This is a genomic window from Streptomyces sp. MJM8645 (genome assembly GCF_001625365.1).
Taxonomy (GTDB): Bacteria; Actinomycetota; Actinomycetes; order Streptomycetales; family Streptomycetaceae; genus Kitasatospora.
Genome location: NZ_LJJF01000001.1, coordinates 4,853,072 through 4,865,569 on the forward strand (window position 1 = coordinate 4,853,072; position 12,498 = coordinate 4,865,569).

Sequence of the window (12,498 nt, forward strand, 5' to 3'; positions counted from 1 at the left end):
TGCTCAAATAACGCTCAGATGAACACCGCTATCCGAACCCTGCGTGGTACGACTTCTCCACCCCACGAGACCCACCCAGGACGGTGCACCATGGCCGAGCAGCTGTACGACGACGTGGTCGACGCGAAACCGGACGAGGAGGGCTATCACCGGGGGCTGGGAAGCCGCCAGATCCAGATGATCGCGATCGGCGGTGCCATCGGCACCGGCCTCTTCCTCGGCGCGGGAACCGCGATCTCCCGGTCCGGCCCGAGCCTGATCCTCTCCTACGCCGTCGCCGGCGTGGCGATCTTCGTGATCATGCGCGCCCTCGGCGAACTCCTCACCTACCGCCCGGTCTCCGGCAGCTTCGCCGAGTACGCACGCGAGTTCCTCGGCCCCTTCGCCGGCTACGTGACCGGCTGGACGTACTGGCTGTTCTGGGTGGTCACCGGCATGGCGGAGACCACCGCCGCCGCCGTGTACGTGAGGTTCTGGGCGCCCGACATCCCGCAGTGGGCCAGTGCGCTGACCTTCCTGGTGATCCTCTACGCGGCCAACCTGATCTCGGTGAAGCTGTTCGGCGAGATCGAGTTCTGGTTCTCGATGGTCAAGGTCACCGCCATCATCGGCATGATCCTGATCGGCATCGGGGTGCTCACCCTCGGCTTCAGCAAGGCCGGTGACACCGCGTCGATCACCCACCTGTGGCAGGACGGCGGCTTCTTCCCCAAGGGCATCGGCGCCACCGTGATGACGCTGCAGATCGTCATGTTCGCCTACCTGGGCGTCGAACTCGTCGGCGTCACCGCCGGGGAGAGCGAGAACCCCGAGAAGACCCTGCCGCGCGCCATCAACACCCTGCCCTGGCGCATCATGCTGTTCTACATCGGCGCGCTGGTGATCATCCTCTCGCTCGTGCCGTGGACCGAGTTCCAGCCCGGCGTCAGCCCGTTCGTGGCCGCCTTCGGCAAGATCGGCATCCCGGCCGCGGCCGGGATCATCAACTTCGTGGTGCTCACCGCCGCGCTCTCCTCCTGCAACTCCGGCATGTACTCCACCGGCCGCATGCTGCGCGACCTCGCCCTGCGCGGCCAGGCCCCGGGGCAGCTCACCAAGCTCAACTCCCACCGCACCCCGGCCTTCGCGATCACCCTCTCCTGCCTGCTGATGGGCGTCGGCGTGGTGCTCAACTACCTCGTCCCGGCCAAGGCGTTCGAGTACATCACCTCCGTCGCGACCGTCTGCGGCCTGTGGACCTGGGCGATGATCCTGATCTGCCAGATCCGCTACCGCAAGGCCTGGCGGGCCGGCCACCTGCCGCCGCCCACCTTCAAGGCGCCCGGCGGCGTCTGGACCAGCTGGACCGCGCTCGCCTTCCTCGCCCTGGTCGTGGTGCTGATCGCGTTCGACTCGGTCAACCGGATCTCGCTGTACGTCTTCCCGGGCTGGGCCGTCCTGCTGGTGATCGGCTACCAGGTGCTCAAGCGCCGCAACCCGAGGGCCGCCCACGGCGTCGCCCACGACCACCTGCACGTGCGCAACGGTGGCTGAACCGCCGACGCCGGGCCGCCACGCCCAGGTGGCGGACACCCGGTGACCGCGCTCCGGACGCCCCGGCGGACACCCGCCGGGGCGTGGCTATCCTGACCGCATGCTGACCATCACCCGAGAACTCCGCGACCGGATCGTGGCCCACGCCCGCGCCGACCACCCGGACGAGGCCTGCGGCGTGGTCGCCGGACCGGCCGGCAGCGGACGGCCCGAACGGTTCATCCCGATGCTCAACGCGGCCCGCTCGCCCACCTTCTACGAGTTCGACTCGGGCGACCTGCTCAAGCTCTACCGCGAGATGGACGACCGCGACGAGGAGCCGGTGATCGTCTACCACTCGCACACCGCCACCGAGGCCTACCCCTCGCGCACCGACGTGAGCTACGCCTCCGAGCCGTTCGCCCACTACGTCCTGGTCTCCACCGCCGACGGCAACGGCGAGGACGACCCGTTCCAGTTCCGCTCGTTCCGCATCGTGGACGGCGAGATCACAGAGGAAGACGTCCAGGTCGTCGAGGCCCACCCGGCCTGACCAGCACCCACCTGGGCGCGGCCCGCCGACCGCCCGCGAGCGGTCGGCGGGCCCGTGTCGTCTCAGCCCGAGAAACGGGAACATCCGGATCCCGAGACGGGCATGGAGGAGCGGGCCCGGGAATCTATACGATGAGCCCATGCGTTCCGTCGATGTGAGCAACCAGGCCCCGGGCACCCGCCTCGTGGCGCGCCTGCACGTCGACCTGTGCCGGCTCGCCAGTGCGATCTGTCCCGGCACGCCCGCGCGTTCGCGCTGAGCCGCCCCGCCCCACCCGGGCCCACCGCCTGCCGGCGACGCCGAGCCCCGGGACCACCCTCCCCGCCGCGCCCGCCGCGGCCCACCTCACGACTCGCACAGGAGCGCACCCATGGCCATCGAGGTCCGCATCCCGACCATCCTCCGCACCTACACCGACGGCGCCAAGGCCGTCGAGGGCACCGGCAGCAACCTCGGGGAACTCTTCGCCGACCTCGACGCCCGCCACCCGGGCATCGCCGCCCGCCTGGTCGAGGGCGGCGAGCTGCGCCGCTTCGTCAACGTCTACCTGAACGACGAGGACGTCCGCTTCCTGGAGGGCATCTCCACCACCCTCGCCGACGGCGACAGCGTCACCATCCTGCCCGCCGTGGCCGGCGGAGCCCGCTGACCTCCCGCCCTCCCGCCCGCCCCGCGGCGGGCGGGAGGGCGCCCTTCCGCACCCTCACCGCCGTGGCCGGAGGCCTCCCTTGCGTTACGACAGCCCGCTCGAAGCCGTCGGCAACACCCCGCTGGTCCGCCTGCCGCGGCTGTCCGCGGCCGTCCCCGGCAACACCGACGGACAGGTGACGCTCTGGGCCAAGCTGGAGGACCGCAACCCCACCGGCTCGATCAAGGACCGTCCGGCGCTGCACATGATCGAGCGCGCCGAGGCCGACGGCCGGCTCACCCCCGGCTGCACCATCCTGGAACCCACCAGCGGCAACACCGGCATCTCGCTCGCCATGGCCGCCAAGCTCAAGGGCTACCGGATGGTCTGCGTGATGCCCGAGAACACCAGCGAGGAACGGCGCGAACTGCTCCGCATGTGGGGCGCCGAGATCATCCCCTCGCCGGCCGCCGGCGGCTCCAACACCGCCGTCCGGATCGCCAAGGAGATCGCCGCCGAGCACCCGGACTGGGTCATGCTCTACCAGTACGGCAACCCCGACAACGCGGGCGCCCACTACGCCACCACCGGCCCCGAGATCCTCGCCGACCTGCCGACCGTCACCCACTTCGTGGCCGGCCTCGGCACCACCGGCACCCTGATGGGCGTCGGCCGCTACCTGCGCGAGAAGGTCCCCGGCGTGCGGATCGTCGCCGCCGAACCCCGCTACGACGACCTCGTGTACGGGCTGCGCAACCTCGACGAGGGCTTCGTCCCCGAGCTGTACGACGCCGCGGTGCTCACCACCCGCTTCTCGGTCGGCTCCGCGGACGCCGTCCGCCGCACCCGCGAACTCCTCCAGCAGGAGGGCATCTTCGCGGGCGTCTCGACCGGCGCGATCCTGCACGCCGCGCTCGGCGTCGGCCGCAAGGCCGCGGCGGCCGGGGAGCGCGCCGACATCGTGTTCGTGGTCGCCGATGGTGGCTGGAAGTACCTGTCCACCGGCATCTACACCGCGGAGACCACCGAGGCGGCCGTCGAGGCGCTGCAGGGGCAGCTCTGGGCCTGAGAAAAAGCCCTAGCGGTGCCGGACGGCCGGCTTCAGACCTGAGGCCCTAGCCGCGTTGCAGGGCCTGCTGCGCGCGGGACCAGACCTGCCGGTCCACCGTGCCGGCCCGGCGGCGGAAGGCCGACAGCGGCACCTCGCGCAGCTCGTCGGTCTCCAGCCAGCTGGTGCGGCCCTGCCGGTCGCCCACCGAAGCGGGCGGCAGCGGCAGCACGCCCGGGCGTTCGCCGTGGTGCTTGCTGGTGATCTTCGCGACGGTGGCGGTGCGGCCGTGCACGCGCAGCACCAGGCACGGGCGGTCCTTCGACCCCGGGCCGTCCTCGAACGGGACCTCCGCCCACCAGATCTCCTGCGGCTGCGGCCCCGGGCGGCCCTTGGCCGCCGGGCGCGGGCGCGGAGCCGTCGGCCCGGCCGGTCGCGGCGCCGGGCGGGTGCGCCGGACCAGCGCCCGCACGACGGCGGCCAGCAGCGCGACGCCCGCCACCGCCAGGACCACCCAGACCCCGGTCGAACTGTTCATGGCGCGAACCGTACCGGGCCCATGGCGGCCCCCACCACCGTGAGTGCCGGGACGGCCGGGCATTTGTCCGCAGCGTGCTCCCGGTTCGTCACGGAATGACCACGGTGCCCGTTCTGTGGAGAAGAGTCGCCAACGCCCGGACAGGCTGCCTCACGTACGCCCGCCCCGCCCCTCCGGAGGTGCCTCGTGGGGAGAAGCTCCGAGCTGTGGTCCTACGCCGAGATCGCCCGCCACATCAACGTGCAGGCCGAGACCGTCCGCAACTACCGGCGGCACGGTCTGCTGCCCGCCCCGGACGTCCTCGACGGCAGCGGCCACCCCCGCTGGTACCCCGACACGATCAAGGCCTGGGCCCGCAACCGCCCCCGCCACCGCTGACCCGACGGCACCCGAACGGACGGCACCGCCTCCGCCCCGGCGTTCTGGTGATTCCAGCCACAGCCCGGCACGGGGACGGGGGCAAAGTGCCGCTCCGCCCTTACTCTCGACACGCGAAGCAGTGCTACCGGCCGGTTTCACCGGCCCGGCCTGCCGTTTTCCAGCAGCAGCCAGGACGTGTCGGGGCGGAGGGGCTCGGATGAAACTGACCGTGGTGGGGTGCTCGGGGAGCTTCCCGTCCGCCGAATCGCCCTGCTCCAGTTACCTCGTCGAGGCCGACGGCTACCGCGTCGTGCTCGACCTCGGCAACGGCGCCCTCGGCGCCCTGCAGAAGTACGTCGACCTCTACGAGGTCGACGCCGTCCTGCTCAGCCACCTGCACGCCGACCACTGCGTCGACCTGTGCGCCTACTGGGTCGCCCGCAACTACCGCGCCGAGGGCTGCCCCGACCCGATGCCCGTCTACGGCCCGGCCGGCACCGCCGAACGGCTCGCCCGCGCCTACGACATGCCGGAGAACCCGGGGATGAAGGAGGTCTTCGACTTCCACACCCTCACCCCCGGGGCCTTCGACCTCGGCCCGTTCCGGATCGAGGTCGCCCAGGTCAACCACCCCGTCGACGCCTTCGCCTTCCGCCTCGAACACGACGGCCGCGCGCTCGTCTACTCCGGCGACACCGGCGAGAGCGCCGAACTCGTCGAACTCGCCCGCGACGCCGACCTCTTCCTCTGCGAGGCCGCCTACATCGACGGCCGGGACACCTACCAGGCCGTCCACCTCAACGGCCGGGAAGCCGGCGAGCACGCCGCCGCCGCCCACGTCCGCCGGCTCGTCCTGACCCACATCCCCCCGTGGACCGACGCCGAGCACAACCGCCGCGACGCCGCCGCCGCGTACCCGGGCCCCGTCGAGGTCGCCCGGGCCGGCGCGGTGTACCGGATCTGAGCGGGCGCTGACCGGCCCGGTCGTCTCGGCGTCGGCCGTCTCAGGGTCGGCCGGGGAGCGGCAGGCCGAGGTGGTCGCGCAGGGTCGTCCCGCTGTAGTCGGTGCGGAACACCCCGCGTTCCTGGAGCAGCGGCACCACGCGGTCGACGAACGCGTCCAGGCCGCCCGGGGTCAGGTGGGGGACGAGGATGAAGCCGTCGGCCGCGTCGTTCTGCACGAAGAAGTCGATCCGCTCGGCGACCGTCGCGGGGGAGCCGATGAAGGACTGCCGGCCCGTCACCTCGATCACCAGCTCGCGGCTGGTGAGCTTCTTCTCGGCGGCCAGGGCCCGCCAGCGGGCGGCGACGGCCAGTGGGTCGCCGATCCGGACCCGGCCCTGGGCCAGGGCGCTGTCCGGGTCGGGGTCGACGGCGGGCAGCGGACCGTCCGGGTCGTGGTCGGACAGGTCGATGCCCCAGACCTGTTCCAGGAAGGCGATCGTGGTCTGCGGCCCGACCTGGGCCCGGCGGACCTCGGCGGCGAGTTCGGCGGCCTCGGCGTCGGTGTCGCCGAGGGCGAAGGTGACGCCGGGCATGATCTTCAGCTCGTCCGGCTTGCGGCCGTACGCGGCGAGCCGGCGCTTGACGTCCGCGTGGAAGGCCTGGCCGTCGGCGAGGGTGGAGTGTCGGCTGAAGACGACGTCGGCGGTCGCGGCGGCGAACTCCCGGCCCTCGTCGGAGTCCCCGGCCTGGATGACCACCGGGTGGCCCTGCGGCGGGCGGGGCAGCGAGAGCCGGCCCTCGACCTCGAACTGCGGGCCGCGGTGCCGGACGGTCTCCGCTCCGCCGTCCCAGAACTCCCGGGCGAGCTGCACGAATTCGGCGGCCCGGGTGTAGCGGTCGGCGCGGTCGAGGTAGCCGCCGCGGCGGAAGTTCTCCCCGGTGAAGGCGTCCGAGGAGGTGACCACGTTCCAGGCCGCGCGCCCGCCGGAGAGGTGGTCCAACGAGGCGAAGCGGCGGGCCAGTTCGTACGGTTCGTTGAAGGTGGCGTTGACGGTGCCGGCCAGCCCGAGGCGGGTGGTGACGGCGGCCAGCGCGTTCAGCACGGTGATCGACTCGGGGCGGCCGACCACGTCCAGGTCGTGGATGCGGCCCTTGTTCTCGCGCAGCCGCAGGCCCTCGGCGAGGAAGAAGAAGTCGAACTTCCCGCGCTCGGCGGTCTCGGCGAGGTGGCGGAAGGAGTCGAACTCGATGTGGCTGCCGGAGTCCGGGTCGCTCCACACCGTGGTGTTGTTGACGCCGGGGAAGTGCGCGGCGAGGTGGATCTGCTTGAGCGGGCGGTCCGTCATCGGGTCACCTCGGCGAGAGCGGCAGCGGACGGGATGGTGGACGGGGTGTTGGTGGCGGCGGCGGTGGCGTAGCGGCTGGCCGGGCGGGCCAGGCCGAGGTGGTCGCGCAGGGTGCGGCCGGCCGCGTACCCGGCGCGGAACAGCCCCTGGGCGCGCAGCACCGGGACGACCCGTTCGGCGAGGGCGGCCAGGTCCCGTTCGGGCTCGGCGGGGACGAGGTGGAAGCCGTCGACGCCGGTGCCGATCGCGGCGAGGTCGGCGAGCAGGCGGTCGGCCGCGGCGTCGTCGGGCAGGGCGGCGTCGGTCCGGGCGAGGATGCGCAGGTGCTCGCCGGCGCGCAGCCGCAGTTCGGTGGCGGCCGCCAGCCGGGCGGCGTGGTCGGGGGCGTCCAGCAGCACGACGTCGGCGTAGCGGATCGCCGTCGCGACCCGGGCGCGCCCGCCGGGGGAGGCGTACGGGGCGAGGTCGACGGCGGCCACCGGGACGGCGACGACCGGGCGGCCCTGCGGTGGGCGCGGGGTGATCGACGGTCCGCGGACGGAGAAGTGCGGACCCTCGAAGTCGACGTAGTGCAGCTTGTCGCGGTCGACGAACCGCCCGGTGGCGGTGTCGCGGATCTCCGCGTCGTCCTCCCAGCTGTCCCAGAGCCGGGCGGCGACCTCGACGGCGTCGGCGGCCTCGGCCCAGAGCGCGTCCGCGGGGGCGGTCGGGCGGCGGCCGAAGGCCTTGGCCTCGGCCTCGGTGGCGGAGACGCCGACCAGCCAGCCGGCCCGGCCCCGGCTCACCCAGTCCAGGGTGTTGACCGCGATCGAGGTGTGGAACGGCTCGGTGTGGGTGGTGGTGACGGTGGGCACCAGCCCGACCCGTTCGGTCAGCGGGGCGATCCGGGCGAGGGTGGCGAGGGCGTCGGGGCGGCGCGGTTCGGGGGTGAAGGAGTCGTCGAGGGTGACGAAGTCGAGGGTGGCCCGCTCGGCGAGGCGGGCGAGGGCGGCGTAGTGCCCGGCGTCGACGTGGCCGGGGCTGTCCAGGGCGGCGGAGAGGTGCAGTTGGCGGGGCATGCTGAGGCCTGACTTTCCTCGTGCGGACGCGTGCGGGCGACGCCGGCGAACGCGCACAGGGTGTGTGCGGGTGCGTACGGCCGCGCGCGGGTGCGCGGTGACGGCCCGGAGGCGGGCGGGGCCCGTGCGGGCGGGAGGGGAGGAACGGCGCCGGGCGGGAGGTCAGCCGGGCGGCGGGGGGAACGGTCGGCTCAGCCGCGACACGCCGCGGACCACACGCGACCGAAGTCGATGTGGCTGCGGGTCACCAGCGGGCAGGACGCGTTCACGGCTTCAGTTGACCAGTGCCTCCGCCGGTTCGTCAACCGCCGTTCCCGCCGACCCGGGCTGGGACGCACGACGGGCCCCGCCGGGATGCACGACGGGCCCGGACCGGGATGCGCGACGGGCACGGACCGGGATGCACGACGACCCCGCCCCGCCACTGGGGGAGCAGCGGCAGGGCGGGGTCGTGGAGTGCGGACGGACGGGGCCTCAGGCCTTGGTCACGTCCTCGATCTCGTCGTCGTCCTCGCGACCAGGGGTCTTGAGGTCGAACTTGGTGATCGCGAAGCGGAAGAGGAAGTAGTACAGCGCGGCGAAGACCAGGCCGATCGGGATGATCAGCCACGGGTCGGTGGCCTTGCTCCAGGCCAGCGCGTAGTCGATCAGGCCGCCGGAGAAGGTGAAGCCGTCGTGCACGCCGAGCGCCCAGGTGACGGTCATCGAGACGGCGGTGAGCACCGCGTGGATGACGTACAGGGCCGGGGCGATGAAGACGAAGGCGAACTCGATCGGCTCGGTGACACCGGTGACGAAGGAGGTCAGGGCCAGCGAGACCATCATGCCGGTGATGGCCTTGCGGCGGTGGGGCTTGGCGGCGTGGGCGATGGCCAGGGCGGCGGCGGGCAGCGCGAACATCATGATCGGGAAGAAGCCGGACATGAACTGGCCGGCGGTCGGGTCACCGGCGAAGAAGCGCGGGATGTCGCCGTGCACGATGGTGCCGTCGGCCTTGGCGAAGTCACCGGTCTGGAACCAGGCGTAGGAGTTCACGAACTGGTGCATGCCGACCGGCAGCAGACCGCGGTTGACCAGGCCGAAGGCGCCCGCGCCGAGCGCGCCGGCACCGATCAGGGAGTCGTTCAGGCTCTTGATGGCGTCGCCGACCGGGCCCCAGGTCAGGGCGAACAGGACACCGATGCCGGTGCCGACAAAGGCCATCATGATCGGCACCAGGCGGCGGCCGTTGAAGAAGCCGAGCCAGTCGACCAGCTTGGTGCGGTGGTACTTCTGCCACAGGATGGCGGCCAGTAGGCCGATCACGATGCCGCCGAGGACACCCGGGTTCTGGTAGGTCGGGGCGACCCACTTGCCGTCGGCGATGTGGCCTTCGGCGATCGGGAACGCGGTCAGCACGTTCTTGTAGACCAGGAAGCCGACCAGGGCGGCGAGGGCGGTGGAGCCGTCCGCCTTCTTGGCGAAGCCGATCGCGATACCCACCGCGAACAGCAGTGGCAGGTTGTCGAAGACCCCGCTACCGGCGGTGTTGAACACCGCGGCGACCTTGTCCCAGCCGAGGCCGTCCTTGCCGAACACGTCGTCCTGGCCGAGGCGCATCAGCAGACCGGCGGCGGGGAGCACGGCGATGGGCAGCTGGAGGCTGCGGCCGATCTTCTGCAGGCCCTGGAGCAGGTTCTGGCCGAATTTCTTGGCGGGGCTTGGCGTGGCCGGAGCCGTGGCGGGCGTCGGTGCCTGCGCTGACTGACTCATTGGGGTGGGTTCCTAACGGCATGGCGGTCGGGGGAGGGGCACAGGGGGCCGAACCGCGAACTGGTCTACACCACGTGTGGTGTAGACCAGTTTTGTAGCACGGGTGGAGAAGGGGGGGAACCCCGGAAAGCGCCCCTGCCGGGAAGCGCTATGAAATCGAAACCTAGTTGCGGAACGACGATCATGATTACCCGCCGTGATTGGGATTTTGGCTATTTGCGCAACAAAAAGGCCCGGCCCCGCCCGACGGCCCCGTCGAGGCCTCGTCAGGGGTCCGTCGCGGGCCCGGCGGTGCGCGAACGGGGGCCGGGTCGGCGGGGTTCAGGGGCGGACGCGGCGAGGCCCGGGAGGAGGCGGCCCCCGGAGCTCGGGTGCCCGCCCGCCGGGGTCCGGGCCGGGCGCGGCGGGCGGCGGGGAAGGGGCTCGCCGGGGTGTCGGACATCACGAACGGCCGTCGGTCGGGAGGAGTCCGGGCCCCACCCCGTCCGGCTTCGGCCAATCCGCGGCTTTCCGACCCCCCGCGGCGCATGGTCGGGGCCGGCGCGGAAACGGCGGCGGCCGATTGCCGGCCACCGCCCGCGCCGGGCGGCGGCGGCCTTTCCCCACCCCCGGCGCGCCCCCGTCCGGCGGCCCGGCGGCCGGGCGGTGCGGGCCGCCCCGGCCCCGCCTGGCACGGCCGACGGCCCGCCGGGGAATCCCCGGGGCGCATATCGGAATTGTTTTACCGCCCGGGCATTTGGTCCTTTCCGGAAATGCCGAAGGCCTCCGGGCCGTCGGGTCCGGAGGCCATTGCGGGTGCTGCCCGGTGACGCTCGGTTTCAGAGCTTGGTGACGTCCTCGACCTCGCTCTCGTCCTCCCGCCCGGGTGTTTTCAGATTGAATTTGACGATGATGAACCGGAAGAGCGCGTAGTACACGGCGGCGAAGCAGAGCCCGATCGGGATGATCAGCCACGGCTTGGTGGCCAGCCCCCAGTTGATGACGTAGTCGATCAGGCCGGCCGAGAAGCTGAAGCCGTCGTGCACCCCGAGCCCCCAGGTGACGGCCATCGAGGCGCCGGTCAGCAGCGCGTGCACGCCGTACAGGGCCGGGGCGACGTAGGCGAAGGAGTACTCGAGCGGTTCGGTGACGCCCGTCACGAAGGAGGTCAGGCCGACCGAGAGCATCAGGCCGTAGATCTCCTTGCGGCGGTGCGGTTTCGCCGAGTGCGCGATCGCCAGTGCGGCGGCGGGCAGCGCGAACATCATGATCGGGAAGAATCCGGACTGGAACTGGCCGGCCGTCGGGTCGCCCGCCAGGAAGCGCGGGATGTCGCCGTGCGCGATGGTGCCGTCCGGCTTGATGAACTCGCCGAACTGGAACCAGACGAATGTGTTCAGCAACTGGTGCATGCCGATCAGCAGCAGCGCGCGGTTGAACAGGCCGAAGATGCCGGCGCCGCCCGCGCCCAGGTCGGCCAGGGTCTGGCTGAAGTCGTTGAGCCCGCGGCCGATCGGCGGCCAGACCCAGAGCGCCACGCAGGCGGTGGCCAGGCCCACCACCGCGGTGATCATCGGCACCAGGCGGCGGCCGTTGAAGAAGCCCAGCCAGTCGACCAGCCTGGTGCGGTGGAAGCGGACCCAGAGCCAGGCCGACATCAGGCCGATCAGGATGCCGCCCAGGACGCCCGGGTTCTGGTACGTCGCGGCCGCCGCCTTGGCCGAGCTGTAGTCCACGCACTGGCCGGTCCAGGAGTCGGTGACCAGGACCGTCCCGCTCTTGCAGCTCTCCGGGAACGCGTGCAGGACCTTGTAGTAGACGAGGAAGCCCACCACGGCGGCCAGCGCGGTCGAACCGTCCGCCTTCTTCGCCATGCCGATCGCCACACCGACGCAGAACAGCATCGGCAGGCCGAACGAGGAGTCCAGCAGGGCGCCGCCGGCCGCGGCGAAGACCTTGGCGACGTCGGTCCAGCCGAGGCCGTCCTGGCCGAAGACGTCGGGCTGGCCGAGCCGGTTGAGGATGCCGGCCGCGGGGAGCACTGCCACCGGGAGCTGCAGGGAGCGGCCCATCTTCTGGAGGCCGCCGTAGAAGGTGTGCCACCACACGCGCTGCGGGGCCGTGGCGCCTGCCGAACTCATCCTTCGCCCTCCGGGAGCAGTTGCCGGCCGGTGGCCCCCGGCGGGACCCCCGGGCGGGGATCCGGAACACCCGGGGTCCTTTCTGCGTTCATCGGAGTACACATATATTGGTGTAGACCACTTTGGGACGCAGGCCGCACGCCGGGCGCGAGCCCGCTGCTCGTCATCCTCTGGTGGCGGCCGGGACCATGCGCGCCGGAATGGGCCAAAAGTGGACTAACGTGGCAGATCGGACCGGAGCAGGTGATGCTGGTCGCGCTGCCCGGCGGCGCGACCGCGGCTGAACCCGCGTCAGCACCGGTACCGACCACGCCGGCCACCGGTCGGCGGACACCCCAGCACAGCGCAGGACGGCACCCGGCAGAGCGGCCGGCGGGCCGAGACAGAGGGAGAAATCAGATGGCCAGCAAGGCTGAGAAGATCGTCGCCGGTCTGGGCGGCATCGACAACATCGAAGAGGTCGAGGGCTGCATCACCCGCCTTCGCACCGAGGTCAAGGACGCCTCCCTGGTCAACGAGGCCGCCCTCAAGGCCGCCGGCGCCCACGGCGTCGTCAAGATGGGCACCGCCATCCAGGTCGTCATCGGCACCGACGCCGACCCGATCGCCGCTGACATCGAGGACATGATGTGAGCTGA

13 protein-coding genes are annotated in these 12,498 nt (G+C 72.0%); 8 read left to right on the top strand and 5 right to left on the bottom strand.

Annotation, left to right across the window (positions count from 1 at the left end):
- The first annotated feature begins 90 nt into the window (after positions 1-90).
- The 5 genes from A6F73_RS20960 (at position 91) to A6F73_RS20975 (ending at position 3,762) form a co-directional block, all read left to right on the top strand.
- Complete coding sequence (locus A6F73_RS20960) at positions 91-1,533, top strand: amino acid permease (protein ID WP_063349210.1); 1,443 nt, start codon at positions 91-93, stop codon at positions 1,531-1,533.
- Positions 1,534-1,633: 100 nt separating this feature from the next.
- A complete protein-coding gene (locus tag A6F73_RS20965; RefSeq protein ID WP_063349211.1) occupies positions 1,634-2,065 on the top strand; it encodes a M67 family metallopeptidase in 432 nt (143 codons plus the stop codon).
- 139 nt (positions 2,066-2,204) lie between these two features.
- Positions 2,205-2,324, top strand: coding sequence for a putative leader peptide (locus tag A6F73_RS44400; protein WP_347878546.1), 120 nt, complete (start codon positions 2,205-2,207; stop codon positions 2,322-2,324).
- 111 nt (positions 2,325-2,435) lie between these two features.
- Entirely contained in the window at positions 2,436-2,714 is a 279-nt protein-coding gene (locus A6F73_RS20970) for a MoaD/ThiS family protein (RefSeq protein ID WP_063349212.1), read from the top strand.
- Between the two features lie 79 nt (positions 2,715-2,793).
- Positions 2,794-3,762, top strand: a complete 969-nt coding sequence (locus A6F73_RS20975) for a cysteine synthase (RefSeq protein WP_063349213.1) — start codon at positions 2,794-2,796, stop codon at positions 3,760-3,762.
- A gap of 46 nt (positions 3,763-3,808) precedes the next feature.
- Here the strand turns inward: A6F73_RS20975 and A6F73_RS20980 are convergent, their stop codons facing one another.
- Positions 3,809-4,279 (bottom strand): type II toxin-antitoxin system PemK/MazF family toxin, encoded by a 471-nt coding sequence (locus A6F73_RS20980; protein ID WP_063349214.1) that lies wholly within the window; start codon positions 4,277-4,279, stop codon positions 3,809-3,811.
- A 186-nt stretch (positions 4,280-4,465) separates the two neighbouring features.
- Between A6F73_RS20980 and A6F73_RS20985 the strand changes: the two genes are divergently transcribed.
- Together A6F73_RS20985 and A6F73_RS20990 are read left to right on the top strand one after the other, a co-directional pair.
- Entirely contained in the window at positions 4,466-4,657 is a 192-nt protein-coding gene (locus A6F73_RS20985) for a MerR family transcriptional regulator (RefSeq protein WP_208869099.1), read from the top strand.
- 199 nt (positions 4,658-4,856) lie between these two features.
- Complete coding sequence (locus tag A6F73_RS20990) at positions 4,857-5,603, top strand: MBL fold metallo-hydrolase (protein ID WP_063349215.1); 747 nt, start codon at positions 4,857-4,859, stop codon at positions 5,601-5,603.
- Between the two features lie 40 nt (positions 5,604-5,643).
- Here A6F73_RS20990 and A6F73_RS20995 read toward each other — a convergent pair whose 3' ends face one another.
- From A6F73_RS20995 to A6F73_RS21010, 4 genes are all read right to left on the bottom strand, one after another.
- Positions 5,644-6,930 carry an LLM class flavin-dependent oxidoreductase gene (locus A6F73_RS20995; protein ID WP_063349216.1) on the bottom strand — a complete coding sequence of 429 codons (1,287 nt, stop codon included), beginning with the start codon at positions 6,928-6,930 and terminating at the stop codon, positions 5,644-5,646.
- Complete coding sequence (locus A6F73_RS21000) at positions 6,927-7,988, bottom strand: LLM class flavin-dependent oxidoreductase (RefSeq protein ID WP_063349217.1); 1,062 nt, start codon at positions 7,986-7,988, stop codon at positions 6,927-6,929. The genes A6F73_RS20995 and A6F73_RS21000 overlap by 4 nt, the downstream gene beginning before the upstream one ends.
- 474 nt (positions 7,989-8,462) lie before the next feature.
- On the bottom strand, positions 8,463-9,740 hold the full coding sequence (locus A6F73_RS21005) for a PTS transporter subunit EIIC (RefSeq protein WP_063349218.1): 1,278 nt from the start codon (positions 9,738-9,740) through the stop codon (positions 8,463-8,465).
- An 818-nt stretch (positions 9,741-10,558) separates the two neighbouring features.
- Positions 10,559-11,860, bottom strand: coding sequence for a PTS transporter subunit EIIC (locus A6F73_RS21010; RefSeq protein WP_063349219.1), 1,302 nt, complete (start codon positions 11,858-11,860; stop codon positions 10,559-10,561).
- 399 nt (positions 11,861-12,259) lie between these two features.
- On the opposite strand from A6F73_RS21010, the gene A6F73_RS21015 reads away from it, so the two are divergent.
- Positions 12,260-12,493 (top strand): PTS glucose/sucrose transporter subunit IIB, encoded by a 234-nt coding sequence (locus tag A6F73_RS21015; protein WP_063349220.1) that lies wholly within the window; start codon positions 12,260-12,262, stop codon positions 12,491-12,493.
- The last annotated feature ends 5 nt before the right edge of the window (positions 12,494-12,498 follow it).